This is a genomic window from Acidobacteriota bacterium (assembly GCA_022562055.1).
GTDB lineage: Bacteria > Actinomycetota > Acidimicrobiia > Spongiisociales > UBA5794 > BMS3BBIN02.
The window spans coordinates 1-20,179 of record JADFQA010000023.1 but is presented as its reverse complement, the minus strand read 5'-3'; the positions used below and the strand labels follow the sequence as shown (position 1 = coordinate 20,179).

General features: G+C 59.1%; 20 protein-coding genes and 1 tRNA gene. 10 read left to right on the top strand and 11 right to left on the bottom strand.

The genetic code is table 11. The annotated features are described in order from the left end of the window. Positions 1–48: 48 nt before the first annotated feature. The 4 genes from IIC71_09340 to IIC71_09325 are packed head-to-tail and all read right to left on the bottom strand — an operon-like array spanning position 49 to position 4,928. On the bottom strand, positions 49–1,005 hold the full coding sequence (locus IIC71_09340; GenBank protein ID MCH7669381.1) for an ABC transporter permease: 957 nt from the start codon (positions 1,003–1,005) through the stop codon (positions 49–51). Next, positions 1,006–2,175 (bottom strand): ABC transporter permease, encoded by a 1,170-nt coding sequence (locus IIC71_09335; GenBank protein MCH7669380.1) that lies wholly within the window; start codon positions 2,173–2,175, stop codon positions 1,006–1,008. Beyond that, positions 2,172–3,746 (bottom strand): ABC transporter ATP-binding protein, encoded by a 1,575-nt coding sequence (locus tag IIC71_09330; GenBank protein MCH7669379.1) that lies wholly within the window; start codon positions 3,744–3,746, stop codon positions 2,172–2,174. Before IIC71_09330 ends, IIC71_09335 begins: the two co-directional genes overlap by 4 nt. A gap of 54 nt (positions 3,747–3,800) precedes the next feature. Next, positions 3,801–4,928 carry a BMP family ABC transporter substrate-binding protein gene (locus IIC71_09325; GenBank protein ID MCH7669378.1) on the bottom strand — a complete coding sequence of 376 codons (1,128 nt, stop codon included), beginning with the start codon at positions 4,926–4,928 and terminating at the stop codon, positions 3,801–3,803. A gap of 232 nt (positions 4,929–5,160) precedes the next feature. On the opposite strand from IIC71_09325, the gene IIC71_09320 reads away from it, so the two are divergent. The 5 genes from IIC71_09320 to IIC71_09300 all read left to right on the top strand — a co-directional run bounded on the left by IIC71_09320 (position 5,161) and on the right by IIC71_09300 (position 11,615). Beyond that, positions 5,161–6,099, top strand: coding sequence for an N-carbamoyl-D-amino-acid hydrolase (locus tag IIC71_09320; GenBank protein MCH7669377.1), 939 nt, complete (start codon positions 5,161–5,163; stop codon positions 6,097–6,099). Further along, the gene (locus tag IIC71_09315; GenBank protein ID MCH7669376.1) at positions 6,093–8,672 is read left to right on the top strand and encodes a molybdopterin-dependent oxidoreductase; all 2,580 of its coding nucleotides are present in this window, start codon (positions 6,093–6,095) and stop codon (positions 8,670–8,672) included. The genes IIC71_09320 and IIC71_09315 overlap by 7 nt, the downstream gene beginning before the upstream one ends. Next, entirely contained in the window at positions 8,669–9,691 is a 1,023-nt protein-coding gene (locus IIC71_09310; protein ID MCH7669375.1) for an amidohydrolase family protein, read from the top strand. Before IIC71_09315 ends, IIC71_09310 begins: the two co-directional genes overlap by 4 nt. Before the next feature lie 9 nt (positions 9,692–9,700). Beyond that, the gene (locus tag IIC71_09305; protein MCH7669374.1) at positions 9,701–11,512 is read left to right on the top strand and encodes a 4Fe-4S dicluster domain-containing protein; all 1,812 of its coding nucleotides are present in this window, start codon (positions 9,701–9,703) and stop codon (positions 11,510–11,512) included. A gap of 31 nt (positions 11,513–11,543) precedes the next feature. Continuing rightward, positions 11,544–11,615 (top strand) — tRNA-Arg (locus IIC71_09300). A gap of 137 nt (positions 11,616–11,752) precedes the next feature. Here the strand turns inward: IIC71_09300 and IIC71_09295 are convergent. After that, complete coding sequence (locus IIC71_09295) at positions 11,753–12,490, bottom strand: CPBP family intramembrane metalloprotease (GenBank protein ID MCH7669373.1); 738 nt, start codon at positions 12,488–12,490, stop codon at positions 11,753–11,755. Between the two features lie 378 nt (positions 12,491–12,868). Next, positions 12,869–13,324, bottom strand: a complete 456-nt coding sequence (locus IIC71_09290; GenBank protein ID MCH7669372.1) for a GatB/YqeY domain-containing protein — start codon at positions 13,322–13,324, stop codon at positions 12,869–12,871. A gap of 199 nt (positions 13,325–13,523) precedes the next feature. On the opposite strand from IIC71_09290, the gene IIC71_09285 reads away from it, so the two are divergent. Together IIC71_09285 and IIC71_09280 are read left to right on the top strand one after the other, a co-directional pair. Beyond that, a complete protein-coding gene (locus IIC71_09285; protein ID MCH7669371.1) occupies positions 13,524–13,796 on the top strand; it encodes a WhiB family transcriptional regulator in 273 nt (90 codons plus the stop codon). Between the two features lie 180 nt (positions 13,797–13,976). Next, positions 13,977–14,315: a hypothetical protein gene (locus IIC71_09280; GenBank protein MCH7669370.1), complete on the top strand. Its 339-nt coding sequence runs from the start codon at positions 13,977–13,979 to the stop codon at positions 14,313–14,315. A 33-nt stretch (positions 14,316–14,348) separates the two neighbouring features. On the opposite strand, the gene IIC71_09275 is transcribed toward IIC71_09280, so the two are convergent. Further along, on the bottom strand, positions 14,349–14,582 hold the full coding sequence (locus tag IIC71_09275; GenBank protein ID MCH7669369.1) for a DUF3107 family protein: 234 nt from the start codon (positions 14,580–14,582) through the stop codon (positions 14,349–14,351). Between the two features lie 48 nt (positions 14,583–14,630). After that, positions 14,631–15,758: an Mrp/NBP35 family ATP-binding protein gene (locus tag IIC71_09270; GenBank protein ID MCH7669368.1), complete on the bottom strand. Its 1,128-nt coding sequence runs from the start codon at positions 15,756–15,758 to the stop codon at positions 14,631–14,633. A gap of 65 nt (positions 15,759–15,823) precedes the next feature. Here IIC71_09270 and IIC71_09265 point away from each other — a divergent pair, with 65 nt between their 5' ends. Then, positions 15,824–16,519 carry a helix-turn-helix domain-containing protein gene (locus tag IIC71_09265; protein ID MCH7669367.1) on the top strand — a complete coding sequence of 232 codons (696 nt, stop codon included), beginning with the start codon at positions 15,824–15,826 and terminating at the stop codon, positions 16,517–16,519. Between the two features lie 78 nt (positions 16,520–16,597). Here IIC71_09265 and IIC71_09260 read toward each other — a convergent pair whose 3' ends face one another. Together IIC71_09260 and IIC71_09255 are read right to left on the bottom strand one after the other, a co-directional pair. Then, positions 16,598–17,032, bottom strand: a complete 435-nt coding sequence (locus IIC71_09260; protein MCH7669366.1) for a DUF126 domain-containing protein — start codon at positions 17,030–17,032, stop codon at positions 16,598–16,600. Continuing rightward, positions 17,029–18,297 carry an aconitase X catalytic domain-containing protein gene (locus tag IIC71_09255; GenBank protein ID MCH7669365.1) on the bottom strand — a complete coding sequence of 423 codons (1,269 nt, stop codon included), beginning with the start codon at positions 18,295–18,297 and terminating at the stop codon, positions 17,029–17,031. Before IIC71_09255 ends, IIC71_09260 begins: the two co-directional genes overlap by 4 nt. On the opposite strand from IIC71_09255, the gene IIC71_09250 reads away from it, so the two are divergent. Together IIC71_09250 and IIC71_09245 are read left to right on the top strand one after the other, a co-directional pair. Further along, a complete protein-coding gene (locus IIC71_09250) occupies positions 18,298–18,633 on the top strand; it encodes a carboxymuconolactone decarboxylase family protein (GenBank protein MCH7669364.1) in 336 nt (111 codons plus the stop codon). It begins immediately after the preceding gene. A gap of 108 nt (positions 18,634–18,741) precedes the next feature. Beyond that, complete coding sequence (locus IIC71_09245; protein MCH7669363.1) at positions 18,742–18,936, top strand: peroxidase; 195 nt, start codon at positions 18,742–18,744, stop codon at positions 18,934–18,936. 207 nt (positions 18,937–19,143) lie between these two features. On the opposite strand, the gene IIC71_09240 is transcribed toward IIC71_09245, so the two are convergent. Beyond that, positions 19,144–20,157 carry a DUF222 domain-containing protein gene (locus IIC71_09240; GenBank protein MCH7669362.1) on the bottom strand — a complete coding sequence of 338 codons (1,014 nt, stop codon included), beginning with the start codon at positions 20,155–20,157 and terminating at the stop codon, positions 19,144–19,146. Positions 20,158–20,179 lie beyond the last annotated feature (22 nt).

The following is a 20,179-nucleotide window of genomic DNA, read 5'->3' as shown; positions in this document are numbered from 1 at the left end:
CCCCGCTACCTTAACACTTTGTACAACCGGAATGACTATGGTGCCTCGTCAGCCACGTTCCTCACGGTGATACGGGACTCCCAACCCCACAGGAGCACCGATCGTTTGTCGAGCCTTGTCGGATCGCGTGATCAGGATCAGAACAACGATCGTCAGAATGTACGGCGACATGTTGAGAATGTTCGTCGGAAGATTCGTGCCCTCGGCCTGCAACCGGAACTGCACGGCGTTCACACCTCCGAACAGGAGAGCACCAAACACCGCCCGGGCGGGGTTCCACGTCGCAAATATGACCAATGCAATGACGATCCATCCGCGGCCGCCCGTCAAGTTTTCTGACCAACCCGGCGTGTACGAGAGCGAAAGGTGCGCGCCGGCAACTCCGGCCATTGCGCCACCGAACACCGTGTACACGTAACGGCGTTGAAACACGCTGACCCCGACGGCGTCCGAAGTAGCTGCACTCTCCCCGACCGCTCGCAGATAAAGCCCGGGGCGCGTCTTGTAGAGAAAGTACCACGCCGCGGGTACCACGAAAAACAGAGAGTAAACCAGAGGATCCTGTGTGAAAAGCCCCTCCCCCACCAACGGAAGACTCGACAGGCCGGGTATCGCGAACTTCGCAAGTTTCGGGCCGTTGAGTCCGACGAGAGCGCCGCCGTCGGGTCCGAGGATCTGTCCAAGAAAACTAGCCAAGCCGGTACCAAACAGGGTGAGAGCGAGGCCTGAGACAATCTGATCGGCGCGCAATGTAATCGTCGCAAAGGCGTGAGCAAGGGCCATGAAACCTCCAACGATGGCCGCAATGAAGAAGCCGACCCACACGCTCTCAGAGTGGTACGCCGCTGCAAAGCCTGTGACAGCGCCCATGATCATCATGCCCTCGACGCCGAGATTCAGAATACCAACACGCTCGGTAAAGATCTCGCCGATCGTTGCAAATACCAGCGACGTGCCGGCAAACGCCGCTATCGCAAGAATCGAGGTGAGCAATTCAATATCCATCTAAACCTCCTCTCCAACAGCACCGGCATGTCGCGCAACCCGGGTCACTTTGAGGCGGTAGCGGGTGAACACGTCACCGGAGAGCACAAAGATGAGGATCGCCCCTTGCAACACTGCCGCGATGCTCGACGGTAGGCCGAGGGAAATCTGTAGCTGGTCCCCACCCACAAAGAGTGCCGCCATCATGACGGCGACGATCACGACTGATAGCGGCCGCAGCTTGGCGAGCCAGGCAATGATGATTCCAGTGAATCCGTTGCCAACCGCAAGACCGGCCTGCAACCGGTGACCCAGACCGGCGACCTGCGATAGCCCAGCCAACCCCGCAACACCACCGGATAGAACCATAACGAACAGCACGTTCTTGAATACTGAAATGCCGGCGTACTCCGCGGCACCCACGTTTTCGCCGAGCAGCCTGACCTCGTAACCGCGTTTAGTTTTGTCCATGATTACCCACAGAACGACTGCAACGACGATTGCGAGCGGGAACCCGAGATGAATGCGGCCACTCAGCACGTTCAGAATCGGGATCTCAGAGAACTTGGGAAACCAGCTGAACTCCGGAAACAGCGCAGTGCCAGGAAATCCGAAGCCCTCCGGGTCCTTCCATGACCCCGTGTAGAGCTGCTGGTACAACAAGATCGCAATGTAGTTAAACATCAACGTGGAAATGATCTCATTCACGCCGAGCTTCACCTTCATCATCGCCGGAATGAATGCCCACAGCGCGCCGGCGAACATTGCAGCGACAATACCGATCGGAATGTATATCCATCGTGTCTGTGGCAACCACGGCAAAAGGTCAGGCAGGAACAGGGCTACCCACGCCGCGGCGATTGCGCCCATGACGAGCTGACCCTCTGTTCCGATGTTCCAGAAGAGCATCCGGAACGCCATTGCGACTGCCAGACCCGTGAAGATGAGCGGTGTGGCACGGACGAGCGTTTCGGTTACTTGGAGGAAGTTCCCGTCGGTCCATTCGCTGATGGACCCGAACGCTCCTGCAAGCATTGCCCGGTAGGTCTCGATCGGTGATGCACCAGCGAGTACCAGGATGAGAGCACCGAAGATGAATGCGAGCAAAACGGATAGGGCAGGCACACCCCAGGCGATCTTGCGCGAAATCTCGAGACGGCGCTCGAGTTCAAACCTCCACGGCAGCGTCATGACATCCGCTCCCCTGCCATAAGTAGACCCAGGTCGTCCTTGGATGTCGTTTTCGGATCCACAATTCCCATGATCTCCCCACCGTGGAGGACCGCAATGCGGTCGGATAAAGTACGCAATTCGTCGAGATCCTCGCTGACCATAATCACGGCCGCACCAAGCGATCGCTGCTCCAGGAGTGCGGCGCGAACGATCTCGATCGCACCGACGTCCAAACCTCTCGTGGGATACACCGCGACGAGCACGGCAGGCAGTTTGCTGTCGGCGAGGCGGTTCGTCGCATCAATCTCACGTGCCAAAATCAGTTTCTGCTGATTGCCGCCCGAGAGTCCGCTTGCAGACGCGTTAGGGTCACCCGGAAGCACGTTGAACGACTCGATGAGCCGTTCGCTCATTTCGAGGATCGCTGGCTTGTTGAGAAACGACCGATGTGAAATCGGCTCGGAGCGAAACGTTTTGAGGATTACGTTGTCGGTGAGGGGCAGATTTCCGGCGAGGCCTTGACCGAGTCGATCACCGGGAACGTGCGCTACACCGCCCATGATGAAGTCGAGCGCGCCTTTTCCGGTGAGATCGACGCCACGCACGGTGACTGAACCGCTGGTCGGGGTGCGCAGCCCCGTCATCACCTCAACGAGTTCACGCTGACCGTTGCCGGCCACTCCCGCAATACCAAATATCTCACCGCCACGCACTGTGAAAGATACTTTGGTGACTGCCTCTACTCCGCGATCGCCAGCCGCCGAAACGTCCATAAGGACGAGAGCATCCTGGCCGAACTCCGGCGCGGCCTTGTCGACTGAAAACAATACGTCACGGCCGACCATCATTCTCGCCAGATCCGCCTTGGTCACGTCGGCGACATCGACGGTCGCCTCGGTCTTACCGCCGCGTAACACCGTCACACGGTCGGCGTAGTTGATAACTTCGTCGAGCTTGTGCGAAATGAAGATGATCGACACGCCGCTCGCAGCGAGCGACCGCATCGTCTCGCCAAGCGCATCGGACTCCTGCGGGGTGAGAACCGCAGTGGGTTCGTCGAGGATCAGCAACGAGGCGCCGCGATAGAGTTGCTTGAGAATCTCGACGCGCTGTTGCTCTCCAACGCTCAGTTGCCACACACCGGCGTCGGGGTCCACCGGCAAACCGAAACGCTCACCGATCCCGGTGATTCGCTCACCGGTCGCTGCTAGGTCAAGGACCGCCGCGGTATCTTGCGCCCCGAGCAGGACATTCTCCGCGACTGAGAAACTTGGTATCAACTTGAAGTGCTGATACACCATGCCAATGCCTTCGTGGATGGCGTGGCCCGGGGACCGCAACACTGTCTCGCGCAGGTCATCTGTCTGCAGGGCCAGATGGATCGCTCCGCCGTCGGGCTGGTACAGACCACAGAGGACGCTCATCAGCGTGCTTTTGCCGGCACCATTCTCGCCGAGCAGCGCATGGATCTCGCCGCGCCTGATCTCGAGGGTTACATCCTCGTTGGCAATAACGCCCGGAAACTTCTTGGTTATGTCGCGCATCGCGACAACGAGTTCCTGCTGGTCGTGTTCTTGCGTGACTGTCATCGAGCTATTTCGGGTGGGGCTGGCCGATCAAGTCGACCAGCCCCGGGTTACCTACTACGGAGCAACTCCCGCGACGAGCCACTCCATACCAAGCATCGAGCCGTCGTCCATGCAAGTTCCGGCGGCGACTTGCTCGTTGCCCTGGTTATCTTCGATCGGGCCACAGAACACGTCGGTCGCGCCAGATACGAACTCAGCCATCTTTGCAGCGATAGCGTCTTGAACGTCCTGCGGAACCCTGTCGGAGAACGGCGCTAGGCCGACAATGCCATCGCTGAGACCGCCCCAGTACGACTCGCTACCGTCGTAAGTGCCCGCCAAGAGGTCTTCAATGATTGAGATGTACTTGATACCCCAGTTCCACACCGGACCGGTAAGCACTGTGTCGCCGACAACTGTCGAGATGTCGGAGTTGTACGACACCGACACCGCGCCGGCCGACTGGGCCGCCTTCTGCGGTTCGGTCGTGTCCTGATGCTGTGCAATGACGTCGGCACCGGCGGCGAGAAGCGCCTCAGCGGCCTCTTTCTCGACCGGCGGATCAAACCAAGTATTTGTCCACACGACCCGCACCTCGGCGTCGGGGTTCATCGACAACACACCGAGCGTGAACGCGTCGATGCCGCGAACGACCTCGGGGATTGGGAAGGCAGCGACGTAACCGATGATGTTCGACTCGGTAGCCGCGCCTGCCGCCATTCCGGACAAGTAACGCGGTTGATACATACGACCGAACAGCGTCGATACGTTGTCCGCGTTCTTGAATCCAGAAATATGAACGAACTGAGTGTCGGGGAATTCTCCGGCAACGGTGATCGTCGGGTCCATGTAGCCGAATGACGTTGTGATGATGAGATTGAAACCCTTGGTGGCAAAGTCGCGGATGACTCGCTCGGAGTCGGGACCCTCCGCCACATTTTCAATGAAAGTCGTTTCGACCGCGCTTCCAAACTTCGCCTCAACAGCCTGCCGCCCCAAGTCATGCTGGAACGTCCAGCCCAGGTCACCTATCGGCGCAACGTACACAAACGCCACCTTCATTGGATCCACTGGCGCCGTAGTAGCAGCCGTCGTAGCCGAAGCCTCGCCAGCCGTGGTCGTGGTGGCGTCATCGCTGCTACTGCCGCATGCCGCAGCTACCAGCGCTAAGGTCGCCACAAGTGCGAACAACTTCCTCTTCATCCGAACACCTTCTCAAACTCCGCCAACGTTTGCTGGCAACTGTCCTCTTGTCTTAACTCGAAAGGGTAACCCATCTCACCTCGCCAGAATCGGGGAGGTTCTTCCGTTTTACAGCCTGACGGCATGACCATACACAGAATTTGTGGCGGGTGCTTGACATTTTGTTAAGCTCGTTGTGACAGCAACCAATCGGCGGTTGCGACCGACTACGAGAGGAGCTGGGGTGCGACAGGTGATCGTTGGTGCTGCCCAGCTTGGCCCGATAGCTAAGGACGAATCCCGACCCGAGGTGGTTCGGCGACTGCTGACGCTCATGAGAGCAGCGTCTGAACGAGGCTGTGACCTTGTCGTGTTTCCCGAACTTGCGCTCACGACTTTCTTTCCGCGGTGGTCGATCGACGACATCACCGACGCCGACCACTGGTACGAAACCGAGATGCCGAGTCCGGTTACCCAACCGCTATTTGACGAAGCGTCCAGACTTGGCATCGGCTTCTGTCTTGGTTACGCAGAGTTAAGCCACAACAACGCCGGGACGACCACGCGTCGAAACATCTACCTGCTCGTCGGCAAGGACGGCAAGCCGATCGCAAAGTTTTCCAAGGTGCACATTCCTGGGCACGAAAAATCTGAGGAGTGGCGTCCGTTCCAACATCTCGAGAGGTTCTACTTCGAACCCGGAGAAGAGGGTTTCGGCGTGTGGGAGGCCTTCGGGGGCTACATCGGGATGGCGATTTGCAACGATCGTCGCTGGCCAGAGACATATCGCGAGATGGGTCTTCAGGATGTCGAGATGATCCTTATCGGATACAACACCCCCTTGTACTACGCACCGGACACCACTCAGAACGCGCTTGCAGGATTCCACAATCATCTCGTAATGCAATCGGGTGCATACCAAAACGGTACATTTGTCGTCGGTGTCGCAAAGGGTGGAATAGAGGAGGGCGTCGACTCGCTCGCACACACCGTGATCATCGCCCCGTCTGGACAAATCATCGCACAAGCCGTGACAACGGGAGACGAACTCATAGTCGCTGCCTGCGACCTCGATTTCTGCAACACCTACAAGGAAACCCTGTTCGACTTTGACCGATACCGCATGCCCGAGTTCTACCAACGAATCTCGAACCAACGCGGTGCAATACCACCAGGAGGCAGCCCATCGTGATACAGCTCACCGTGAACGGGACAGAAGTTGAAGTAGCAGACGACCACCCCCACCTGCTGTCGGCCCTACGCGACGAACTTGGCCTCACCGCCGCCAAAGATGGATGTGCACCGTCGGGACAATGCGGATGCTGCACAGTCATCGTCAACGGCAAAGCCCGCGTTGCCTGCCAGACTTCAATGGAAAAGGCTGTGGGTGCCGAAATTCTCACCCTTGAGGGGTTTGACCCGGAAGAGCGTGAGAGGCTTGCAAACGCCTTTGCATGCGCCGGAGCGTTGCAGTGCGGATTCTGTACGCCCGGCATCCTTGTCAGGACAAAGGCGCTACTCGACCAGAAAGGTTCGGCGCTCGAACGCAAGTCCGCGGCAGCGCGGATGGGAGCACATCTCTGTCGGTGCACCGGGTACAACTCGATTCTCGACGCCATTGACAACCTCGCCGCCGGTGAGATTGGTATGCCCGCGTTGTCGAGCAACATCGGCGGCAGCGGCGCCAAGTATGAGGCGACCGAACTCGCCCTTGGCGACCGAGGATACGTTGACGACATGTTCGTGCCCGGCATGCTGCACGGCGCGCTCCGTCTCACAGATCACTCTCGCGCTGACGTGCTCTCGATTGACACGAGCGCTGCATTGGCCATCGAAGGGGTAGAGGCGGTGTTTACCGGGGCCGACGTTCCCGGTGAGCTTTTCGTCGGCATCATTTATCAAGACTGGCCGGTGTTCATCCCAGTAGGGGGTAGAACGTCCTACTACGGGGACGTGCTCGCCATCATTGTTGCAGATACCGCCAGGACCGCACGCAAGGCAGCGGCTCTCGTAGAAGTCGAGTACAACGTCCTCGATCCGATCGTCGACCCGGCAGTGGCTGTCGACAGCGACGACATCGCCGTGTGGAAATCAACAACAAACACGCTGTCGGTGAGCGAATACAGTCGCGGCGACTTTGCGTCAGCCTTCGAAGCGTCCCCCCACAAGATGTCTGAGAGGTTCATCACTCAGAGGGTCGAACACGCGTTCCTGGAGCCTGAATCGACCCTGGCCGTCCCTGGCGATGAGGGTCTCCTAGTGTACTCCGGGGGCCAAGGGGTCTGGGACGACCGCAATCAGATCGCCGCCATCCTTGGCGTTGAAACATCGGAGGTGACTGTCGAACTGGTTTCGAATGGCGGAGCCTTCGGCGGCAAGGAGGACATGTCCAACCAGGGCCAAACCGCGTTGGCGGCGCACCTCCTCGGGCGTCCCGTGAAGTGCACGCTGACCCGTGAGGAGTCGCTGCGGATGCATCCGAAGCGTCATCCTATCACTATCGATCTCGATGTTTCGTGCGACGAAGACGGGAGACTCACTGCTTTGCGGGCCCGTATGCTCGGCGACTCAGGACCATATGCGTCCGTTGGTATGAAGGTGCTTGAGCGGGCCGCCGGCCATGCGTCCGGGCCGTACGTTGTTGACAACATCGATGTCCGCGCCGTCGCGGTGAGGACGAACAACCCGGTGTGTGGCGCGTTCCGCGGGTTCGGCGCCAACCAAGCGCAGTTCGCCATGGAAGGTGCCCTTGACCGCCTCGCCGAAATGGTCGGCATCGATCGGCTCGAGATTCGGAAACGAAACGCCATCTTCCCCGGCGCCATCTGGGGTCCCGGACAACGCATGGACGATGGCTCGGCTGGAGTGCTTGCGTGTATCGAGGCCGTGCAACCTGCTTACGACGAAGCCATGGCGGCCGGCAAAGCAGTCGGGATCGGTGTTGCGCTCAAGAACTCCGGACTCGGTAACGGCTTCATCGAGATCGCCAAGGCCGTTATCAGATACAACGAGGATGGCAGCATTGACGTGCGACATTGCTGGACCGAAATGGGCCAGGGAGTCAACACAATTGCTCTCCAAGTCGCCAGCGAAGAACTCGAAGTCGACCCCGAGAGAATTCGTGTCATCGTTGACACAACGCGCGAGCTCGGCGCCGGCCAGACGACTGGGTCGCGAGGAACGCTGATGGCCGCTGGATCCATTGAAGCCGCATGCAAGGAAGCCATCGGCGGGGGCCGGGAAATCGGAGTCGACTACGAGGGTGAATATCGGGTCGACTGGACAAACTCGCTTGGAGAGAAACTCGAGAATCCGATCATTCATTCGGCGTTCGGCTACGCCGCCCAAGTCGTTATTGCCGACAGAGAGACCGGCGAGATTGAGAAGGTCGTTGCCGCCCACGATGTCGGGCGAGCAATCAACCCGCAACTATGCAAAGGCCAGGTCGAAGGCTCGGTCCACATGGGACTCGGTTACGCACTGAGCGAAGACTTCCCAACTGACGAACTGGGCCGCCCAACGAATATGACGCTGCGTAGCCTCAACATCCTCAGAGCAAAAGACATGCCAGAAGTCGAGACCATCCTCATTGAAGTCCCCCAGCCGCGGTCGCCATACGGCATCAAAGGTGTCGGCGAAATCGGTCTCGTGCCGACCGCCGGCGCTGTAGCGGGAGCTATGAAAATGGTCGATGGGCAATGGCGAAATCGGCTCCCGATTCGTACCCACCAGCCGATCGGCTTTGCGGACGCAGGTTCGCCGTGAGCGATAACACCACTCCTGGTCTGGTGTGCGCCCATCATCATCTGTATTCAGCGTTAGCACGCGGTATGCCAGCCCCGCCAGAAACGCCGACTACGTTTCTGGGAATTCTTGAACAGGTCTGGTGGCGGCTCGATGCCGCTCTCGACCTCGAAATGATTCGATGGTCCGCAATGCTCGGAGCTCTTGAGGCCCTCGAGGCCGGCACGACATGCATCGTTGACCACCACGCATCGCCGAACGCGATTGAAGGCTCGCTCGACGTGATCGCCGAGGCGTGTGCCGAGGTCGGGATACGGGTCGCATGTGCATACGAGGTCACCGACCGCCACGGTCTGGACGGTGCCCGTCGCGGCCTTGAAGAAAACGAGCGCTTCATCAAGGCGGGCGGCCGCGGCTACGTGGGCGCCCACGCATGTTTCACCTTGTCAGACGAATCACTCGAATCGGTCGCCGGTCTTGCCGACGATCTGGGCGTCGGAGTCCACATCCATGTTGCCGAAGGCTCAGAAGACGCGGACGGTCCCCGCCGAATCGAAAACCTCGCAACGGACAAATGGCTGATAGCCCACGCCGTCCACCTCGACCGGCCCGTCAAAGGGACAATTCTCCACAACCCAGAATCGAATATGAACAACGCCGTGGGATACGGCGACCCTGCGAGTCTCCCCAACCGAGTAGCCCTGGGAACCGACGGAATCGGTGGCAACATGATCCAGTCGTTTCGAGCTGCCTTCATCCGTCACAGAGAGACCGACGTCACCGCAACACCTGAAACCGCGTGGAGTTGGCTCGAAAACGGCTGGGATCTGTTTCCTGAAGCGCGCGACGACGTCGTGATGTGGTCCTATGCCCCCATGGACGCATGGCACCTCGCATACACGCCGGGCGGAGTGAGTCCGCTATCGATCGTGATCCAGGGAGAGACCGTATTCGCCGACGGGGCACCAACCAGGGTTGATGCCCACGAGATCCGAAGCAAAGCAACCGAACAAGCAAAACGTCTGCACACCAAACTCTAGGAGCCCGCGATGACTGTCATAGATCCGCCGCTGACCCCAATGCCGCTCGATGTCCTGCTCGCCAGGGTCGCCCATGAATGGGAGAGCCGCCAACGCATCTTTGATTTGATGAAGGCGCGAATCTACAAAAACGGCGACGGCCCCAATCTATCCACCTTGTTCCTCGGTCGGCCGTGCGCAACACCGGTCGGTCCCGCCGCCGGCCCGCATAGCCAACTCGCGGAGAACATAGTTCTCGGATACATGGCAGGCGCCAGAATCTTCGAGTTGAAGACCGTGCAGGTCATGGATGAGCTAGACATTCCACGTCCGTGCATCGACGTGCAGACCATCGGTTTCAACATTGAATGGAGCCAGGAACTTCTTGTCCCGCAGAGTCTTGAGGAGTATGTCAAGGCCTGGATGATGATCGATATCCTCAAGCTGTGGGGACCAACCGCCGAGTTACTCGGCGCAAACCCGGGACCACACGTTTTCGACATGTCAGTCGGGTACGACCTTGCCGGCATCCAATCAGACAAGGTCACCGGGTTCATGGATGGTTTGAACCACGCCAAACAGCACATCGATGCGCTCCGGCCGCTGATTCCCGAGCCGTTCGCCGAGTACCGCGATCTTGCATTCGGAGAGACGATTTCCGACACGGTGACACTCTCGACGTTCCATGGATGTCCACCCGATGAGATCGAGCGGATTACAAAGTTCATGATCGACGGGTGCGGTCTTGATGTCATCGTCAAGCTGAACCCAACGCTGCTTGGGGAAACCATCGTGAACGAGATCCTTCACGATCGGCTGGGCTACACAGACCTGAAGCTAATCCCGCAGTCGTTCGTCGACGACCTGCAATTCGATCGTGCGGTTGAACTCATTGAGGAGTTGCGTCAGTTCGCCAGCGAACGCGGTCGCAGGTTCGGCATCAAACTCACCAATACGATGATCGTTGAGAACCACAAACAGTGGATGCCCGAGGAACAGATGTACATGTCGGGCCCACCCCTGCACGCCCTAGCAACGACGCTGCTCGACCGGCTAACACAGGCCATGCCTGGAGTGTTTGCGGTCGCGGACGAAGGCGGCGACGTCCAGGTTTCGTTCTCGGCAGGCATCACGAAGTCGAACATCACCGACTCGGTGGGTCTGGGGTTGTCACCGACAACGATCTGCACCGACCTGTTGAAACCCGGCGGTTACGGCCGCATTGCTCCAATGCTCAAAGAGCTCGTGAAGGATATGGATGAAGTCGGTGCAAACTCGCTTCCCGAGTTGATTGCGCAACGCTCCGCTGCGGCGCTTGAGGCGGGGCAGCGCAATTCAATTGCGGCCCACGTTGCCAACGTCCTCGACCCCGAAATCGGCGCGTACTACCAGGCGGAGTTCCAAGCGAAACTACCCCGCGAGGTTGACGCCGACCTCCAGATGTGGGGTTGTGTTGCATGCAATTTCTGCGTCACCGTGTGTCCAAACGACGCCGTTACCCGCATTGCCACCATCGACTCCCTCAAGGGCGAGATCGATGGTCGTCAGCAGTACTTCATTCTCAGCGAGCTATGCAATGAGTGTGGCAACTGCATGACGTTCTGCCCCGAGCGCGGCGACCCGGCAATGATCAAACCCCGTCTTGTCACAACCGAGGCAAAGTTCGACGCGACCGACGGCCAGGTCTTCCTGCTCGAACGGTCAAACGGCGGCCTCAAGGTCACAGCAAAAGCCGGGTTCGAAGAGCATGTCGGTCGCCTCACCGCGTTGCTCGAATCAGACCAGGGCAACCCCCTGCGGCTCGATACCATCATGTCAGCGGGTGCCGGCGAGATGGGATGACAACGCCTCCTGGTACACTTGCGGTCCCTTTGCTCCCGTAGCTCAGGGGATAGAGCACTGGCCTCCGGAGCCGGGAGCGCAGGTTCGAATCCTGCCGGGAGCGCAATTGTTCTGAGCATGACACAGCTTCTGAACACGACACTGCCGGAGGCGCACGTATGACGCGATGGCCATGTTGCACACCGATTGCGCTCTTTTACTAAATACCCACGTTGCTACATCGCCAAGCTGCTACATCACTTACATCGTTAGGAAGTCCATTGTGTAGGCGACTGCGACGTGCAACATGACACCGGGCACGAAGCTCTTTGATCGAATCGCCATCGTGCCCAGGATGAGACCCGCAATGATCGCCGCGGTAGCCTCGGGCATCGGCTTGGAAAAGTGGATCATCGTGTAGGGGACGGTCATCATCGGGACCGCAAGCCACCCGAATCGGCGGTACAGACCGAACGTGAGGAATCCGCGAAAGAACGCCTCCAGGCCAACAAATTGCAACCCGTACCCGAGTTCGTACAGAACAAGCCCCCAGCCGAGTTCGTTGGCCTGCTTGTAAAACGGATAGTAATTCTGGAACGACTCCCACCGCGAAGCCCACAGCAGAACCGGCAACATCAACAGGTACATTGCGATGTACGGTGGCAAGTGTCGAGCGATCCCCTTGAGCCGGAAACCAAACTCCACGGGGCGCCGTCTCAAAACGAAGACGATGACCGTTAAAGGAATCCCGACCCGCAACACGGTCGACGCAAACCCCCACCACAGGTAGGGGACAGTGCCGCTGCGGTCTGCAAAGACTCCACCATACGACGCAAACCGCTGCGGAAGTTCTATCTGCCATGCGAAGTTCGGACGGCCCCAGTAGAACGACATCAGCAGGACGACCGTTGCGGTGAGCAACACGATCAGCGTCTCGCGATCTACCTCGTCGTCGAACGTGGCGAGGATGTCGTCGGGGATGCGGTCTCGGAGCTTCACGAAGGGGGATTGTATCAACCCGCAGGTAGCGAAGACTCTGACCATTGGCGACTCGATTTAGCTATACAGGCCGCCACGACAAGACCCGCGGCCCACGGTCAGAAGAGGGCTGGAGGGGAATCCTGCGGTGGAGCTAGAGTTCGGCGTCGTTGAGCTGCTGGTCAAGCGCCCTGAGGTCGCCGACGAGCTGGTGTGCTCGCCCGAGGAGGCTTGCGGTGAGAAATGCGAGAAACAGCGAAGCAGCCATACTTGTTAGACGGCAGCAACCCGCGAATACTTACCCGGTTATTTTCGCGTTCTCCACCGAAGGGTTCCGGTGCCGTCACACCAACACCCCCGAGATCGCATCGACCGCTGCGCCACCGGCTGAGACGAAGATCAGTCCTGAAGTGCCTGTTTCACCAACTCAGCAACAAGCCCCCCATCGAGTCCCTCCCCTGCCTTCATGACTTGCCCAATGATTCGGCCTGTCAGCTTTGGGTCCTTCCCGAACTCTGCAACGGCAGCGTCAACAAGCGACCGGATCTCGGCTTCAGCGTCAGCCGTGTCTGGCAGCCACCTCGACAGGTACTCAACTTCATAACCAAGTGCCGCCGCGTGATCGGCCCCGCGTTCCCCCGCAGCCTCGAACTCCTTCTTCGACTTGACTGCCCGCTTTACGAATGCGGAGATGATCGCCAAGTAAAATTCGTCGCCGTCATCGCCATCAAAACCTGGAGCTGCCTTCGCGGTGGTAGCTTCAGTCTGCACTGCGCGCAGCGCCGCAAGACGTTGTTTGTCCTTTGCCCTCATGGCATCCTTGAGTTCTGCTGTCATTTCTGCGCTGATGCTCATCGCTGTACCTCCGTGAGGGCAGCAAGAATACACGCTGCCCGCCCGAAACCGTGCGAAAAGAAAAACTCGAAATATCACTTGCGCGCGGCCGACTAACTTGCGTACACTTGCAGTACACCGAAAACCCGTTCTAAGCAAAACGCACCTACCTTGTGAAAGTGTTCACTTTCACAAGGTCCCACAAGGAGTAGATCCCCCCATGTTGACATTGACCGATTGGCGCGAACTCGCCGCCTGCCGTGACTCGGATACCGACATCTTCTTTCCCGTCGGCACAACCGGACCAGCAGTTGGCCAAATCGAGCGCGCCAAGGCGATCTGCGAAAGCTGCTCTGTCGAGGCCGCCTGCCTCCAGTATGCGCTCGAGGCAAACCAAGAAGCGGGAGTGTGGGGCGCATACGCTGAGGACGAACGTCGTCGCTTGCGCAAGCGTTGGCTAGCCGAGAGGCGCCGCGCACGCCAGGCCAGCTAGAAGCCAATCTAGATGTAACGCGTAGAGGGTCCCGTCGTCGACGGGACCCTCTACGCGTTACTCACACGGCTATCCCCACCATCGGCCAGCCTGACAGACGCCCACCACCACGAAACTCTGCCGACAGACACGTCGACATTCCGCCGCCGGGCGATACCAGGATTTGAAGCATGGTGTCCTATGACGACGAACATCACACTCAAACCCGCCTTCGAGGCTCTTAAAGAAGTCGAGGCGGCACTGGCGAATCTCGAATCGAAGTGCTGCAGGCCCGAGAGGAGTCCGCGGATGAAAGCCCTCGCCGATACCTTGGACGCGGCCCGAGCTGAACTCGAACGGGTCGGGCGTGAGGATCACGCGTCAGGCGAGGCTCTGGCTCGTCTCGCAGACGCTGGCGCACAGATCGGATGGCTCCAAGTGGGATGCTGCGCGCCAAGCCGACTGCCGCACTATCACACGATGCTCGGCGGCCTCACCAAAACCCAACGCACGTTGGCCAAGGCGACGGGCGGCCACTAACACCCGTTTGACATGGTGAACCACCGGGTGGCTTCAGCTGCCGAACCCGACTCCACCGGAGGTCTTCTCCGAACGAATTTCCAAGAAAGCGATCGAAGAGCCCGAGATGGCGTGTTTGTGTCCTGTTGTGTCCTCAACCCAGACGACACCTTCACCGGCCTCCATTGCCTGTTCCAACTGTTTGACGACGGCGTCGGCGTCAGCAACCTCGACTTCGAGTTCGCGGGCGGAAGCAATCCCTATGCGGATCTTGGTCGTATCAGCCATTGTCTGTGCCTCCGTGGTATTTCAACGAGAAATGGTAGTGCGGTAGCGCTACGAAATAACCAGTTCTGGATGCGAGCGTAGCCGCGGCTGGCGAGCTTCGACTTCTTTCGCAAGCGCCACAAATGCCGCAGCGGCCTCGCCGTCCGGATCGACCACCATCACCGGCTTACCTTCGTCCGCGCCGATTCGCATTTCCAGTACGAGCGGCACCTTGGCGAGCAGCGGTACGTCCAACTCCTTCGCCAGCGCCTCTCCTCCTCCAGAGCCGAAGATCTCGTAACGCTCGCCGTCATTACCGATGAACCACGACATGTTCTCGACGATGCCGATGATCTCTTGGTTTACTTTGTTGGCCATGAGACCCGCACGTTTTGCAACACGCTGTGCGGTGACCTGCGGAGTGGTCACGATGATCGCCGTCGCACGCGGCAAGAATTGCGACAGAGAAATCGAGATATCGCCGGTACCCGGAGGCAGATCGATCAACAGATAGTCGGGGTCCCCCCACACGACATCCATCAAGAACTGCTCCATTGCCTTGTGCAGCATCGGCCCCCGCCAAATAACGGCTTGGTCGGCGGGGACGAAATAGTCCATTGACATGACCGCAACGCCATACGCCGATGGGGGCACAAGAAGGTCGTCTACAACGTTGGGCGCCCGGTCGATGCCGAGCATCTTCGGAATGGAGAAACCCCAAACATCAGCGTCGATGATCCCGACTCGCTTGCCAAGCTTGGACAGTGCAACAGCAAGGTTTGCTGTGACAGAACTTTTTCCGACACCACCTTTTCCGGACGAGATGGTGATAATCCGAGTCCGGTTGCCAGCCTTCGCAAAGGGGATCTCTCGGACGCTCGGAGTCTCAGACGCGGAACCACCGCGTACGAGCGCGACAACCTCGGCACGTTCGGCGTCGGTCATGAATTCAAAGCTAACCGTGACTTTTCCAACACCTTCAACTGATGCGGTCGCGCCTGTGATCGCGGCCGTGAGCTCAGCTTCCATTGCATACCCAGAACCCGTGAGAGCAACAGTGACCCGAACATCACCGCCGGTTGTCACGTCAACCGATCGGATCATCTTTAGAGCATCGAGAGAGTGGTGTATCTCGGGATCTTGAACTCTGCCTACAGCGGACTTCACCGCTTCGGTATCGACCACGCCATCCTCCATCTCCTATCTCGGTAGTGAATAGAATAGTGAACGTTGCTACCCTGAGATCCCGAAGGAGGTGCACGATGTTGAACGCTGATGTTTTTGACAAAGAGATCAGTGAATTGACTGGATCGCTTGGCGATGCCACCCGGCGCGGAATCTACATCTCAATCCGCGAAGCCGCGGACCCGGTGACTGCAAGCGAGACCTCCGAACTGTTTGACATCCACCCCAACGTGGCACGCCATCACCTCGACCGGCTCGTTACCGGTGGCTACCTCCAGGTGACGCGCAAACGACCCGACGGACGTTCCGAACCTGGAGCTGGACGCCCGGCCAAGTACTACGAGGCGACTCAGAAACAAGTACAGGTGCAGTTCCCTGGCCGTCGTTACGAGCTTCTCTCCGAATTGCTTGCTCAGGTCCTTGAACGGGTGGCACCCGAGACCGCGGCGAAGGCTGCTGAAGAGGTCGGCCGCGAATACGGAGCTCAGCTCGCCCTAGAGGTCGGACTCCCCAGCGACATCGGCTACCAGGGTGCTGTCGAGGCCGTGGCGAAGGCGATGATGGGCGCCGGGTTCCACACCACTGTGGTGGATGGGAACAAGCTGATCACGAGCCTGTGTCCGTTCGGCATGACCGCGATCAACCACCCAAAGTTTGTGTGCAGGCTCGATGAGGGCATCGTCAACGGGTTGATGGATGCGGTCAACATGAAAACCTCCGCATCAGTTACCCCACACACGGCTCTCGGCGAAGACTGCGTGACCGAGGTGTGATTTCGCCGCTGGCGGCATCACAATTCAACGTCTAAACCGTCCACGAACGGTACAGCTCATGCTTCCTCACTTCGACCATCACGGTGCGTGAACCGTGGCAGTGTCAACGGATGCCGAGACTCGAATCGCACTGCCGTCGATCAGCAGACTGTGATCGCTCGGACTGACTACAACTACAGGGACCTTGATTCCGTAGATCTCGTCGGCCACTATCGCGCCGAGGGCGACAATCTCATCCAGTTCAGCCATCACGATCGCAGAGGGAGCGGTTCCGTTTCTGATCGCCTCAGCGAAAACCGATGAGCCTGAGCTTGATCCCCGTCCGCGCTCCATCACGAGAATGGTCCCCGTAACGTTGACGCCGACCTGAGGATGTCGTCGGTCGACGATCTCGCCTGTCTCTGCATCAAGCCCGCCCCAAAAACTCAGCGGTTCGTCAAGCCTGAGCACGATTCCTTCCGCGGTTCCCGGCGACAACGACCGACCCGGGATTGACGATCGAGACGGAGTCATCGCTGTCCCCACACAGAGTCGTCGCGGACGACACGACCGGCAATCGCCGATTCAACACAATCGCTGGTCGCACCAAACACGACTTCGACACCAATGTTCCCCGGGGCGTAGTACGCCCATTTTGCAGAGTCTGTCATGGCGACGCCACTCCGCTCGGCCATGACGGATGTCACGTAGGTACATGTGTCGGTGACAAGCTGGACCCCGGCATCCTCAAGCCGATCGAGCCATCCCCTGCGTTGCACGTCTTCCAGCACTTCACGCCCCGTCGAGACATAAAAATCGACCGAGGGATGGATTCGACGGTCACCCAGAAGCTCGATCAAGCGTTCAAACTCTGCCAGTGAGTAGTGGGGCGTTCCGAGGCTAACAATTCCAAGCTTTGTGCTGGTCGACGTGCTCAGGTCATCGCGGGAGTTGCGGATCATCTCGGCATCCACCACTATCCGCTGCGGAGGAATTCTGCCTCCACCAGCCGTTGCCAGATCGGGGGCCTCGGGTGTGCTACCGACGCAGTGGAACATCCCAACCGATCCCGATGACGCGGCTGCCGCTCCGATCGCCTTGAGCCGGTCCTCGCTAACACCGGGCGGCAACCCAACAATCACAGGCACCCGCGACCCGACTCGTCCCCCTATTAGCTGGCCGAGCACCTGGTAGAAGACGTCGACGTTCAACAGACGCTGCGACAGTGCGCTCACGTCGATGATGACGTTGGCGACACGGTTTTGATCGAGGTGAAGACCCGCAGCAGGGGCACGACCGGTGATGGCCGCGCAGATGTCGATAAAGTCCCCATACCGATGGGTGCGAGCCCCAAGCACCGAGTTCGCGAACACGATCGCATTCGACTCGGCCCAGGCAACATGGGCGCCGAACACCGGCCGCACACTGAGCTGGTAGGGGGCGCATGTCCACGTCGGCTGGCATCCCATGTCCTCGTAGTACTGCATCAGGCGTCGTGCTCGGGTCGCAGTCTCTATCGGACCCCGGTATAAGTCAGGATGCAGCAGATCGAGCGAGGCGACGTTGAGCGTTGTCGGAACGCGCACGCGACTACCGCCTTCAGTGAGCCCTTGCGCGAAGTCGATGCCAGCCTGACCATGATCAAGACACGAATCGATGTGAGCACCGGTGATGTCGAGCAGCTTTTCCGCACCCATCGCATGCGCTACCCGGGTAACAATCCGCATCGCTAACGCTCTGCCCGGTCCGAATTCACCGGCTAGCGCTGCCCGGTCGGAGTCAGTGAGTACAAGGTCCACGTGTCGACCTTAGCGGTCATTATCACCACATCAGGCACCGAAATTCGGCGACAAGTACCATCCGACCGTGAAGAGAAGGAACAAGTAGTGGCATGGATAGAGACGATCCCCGACGACGAATGGGATGGCGAACTCGGCGAGTTGCACGGCGCGGTTGTCGATAAGGCCTACGGTCGGGTTGACGAGATCATGGCGATCCACTCGCTCGACCCCAAGGGCCTCAATGCGCACCTCGCCCTGTACAACTCTGCGATGTCTGGCACAAAGACGCTGCGCAAGGTTGAGCGCGAACTGATCGCGCTGGTCATCAGCCAGACAAACGGGTGTCACTACTGAGTAACCCACCACCGGCGCGGTCTGCGCCGCCTCCTCAAAGATGACGAACTGCTGAAAAGTATCGAGGCTGACTGGACGGCGTCGGACCTCAGCGAGCCGCGTCTTGCGATGCTGACGTACGCAGTCAAGCTCACTCTGCACCCTGCGGATTTGGTCGAGACCGATGTCCGGGCTCTTCGTGACAGCGGGTTCAGCGACGTCGACATTCTCCACATTGCAGAAGTAACTAGCTACTTCGCATACGTGAACCGAATGGCCCACGGACTAGGCGTCCCCCTAGAAACCTGGATTCCCGACGCCTAGCAGCGACAGCCTGAGACACCTCCGTTGCCGATTCCACCGCGGAGGCTTATGCCTGCAACCACGACCGCTTCATTTCGGGGGCGCGTCGACCCGGCCCCATCCGGTCGGCACCCGCGGTGGCGTATCAATTATGTGTCCACATTCTCATCCGGGTGACTGCCATCGACCCGCCGTCTACCTGGCAACTACACCCCAGCGTCGAGGAACCTATGGTTCTGGTGGGTCGCACCCGCTACGGGCCACCACCGCACCAACGGTTTGCCGGTCGCCGGGTTCGGGGTCGTTCTCGTGGATGGCACGGTGATGACGACGACACAACAACCTCAGGTTCTCCAACACTGTTTCACCACCATCAGCCCAATGCACAATATGGTGTGCGTCACACCACGACAACGGTGCGTGACACCCCGACCACGTACACCCCCTGTCACGTCGCTCCAGGACCCTGCGTAACCCTGGTGGGATCGTGCGGGTACGCCGCCCAACATCGAGCACTTGAGACTCACCGCTGGTAACCATGCGAACAATCCCCGCATCACAACAAATACGACGAACCTGATCAGGGTGCACCGGTGTGCCATCAACCTCAGGCAACAACCCATCAGAATCGAGCCCGCTGATCAACGCTTGGTAGTCAATGGTGACCGTGACATGGGGTTTCGACCCACCCGACGTCCCCGGCACATCACTGTGATCTAACCAGTATTGGCTGATATCAACAAGGGCATCGAGGCGACGCTGCGGCATCGACCTGGTATCGGACTCAACCAACAGTGACGGGTTGATCAGGGACCACAACGCGGTGTTGATCACATGACCAGACACCGGATCAGCAACCCCCGCAATATCAAACATGCCACCCAACGTTTGGGACCAGAACAAACCCCGCCGCTCAACACGCTCCGAGGTGTCCTTGAGAGCGTCAGCGTGGTTCACTTGCTGACCCCACACCGAAAGGAGATGCTGCAACTCACGTGGTGCCAACGTCACCCCGGCATTAACCAGGACATCCTCTGAGCGTAAGCACTCGTCCGGGTACCGGTCACGGGCCACCGCCAGCTGACGCACCGCACCCGAACTTAGCTCCCCACCGAGTGCCTTCACCCTGGCTGACCCCATTTTGGCCAACGAGCGGGCGGTTTTCACCAAACCTGACGCCTCACGACCAGACATGACCAAGAACCTGGTCAACCACCCCGTCGTTGACAACCGGTACCCCATGCGGGGAATGTCACGGCGTTCT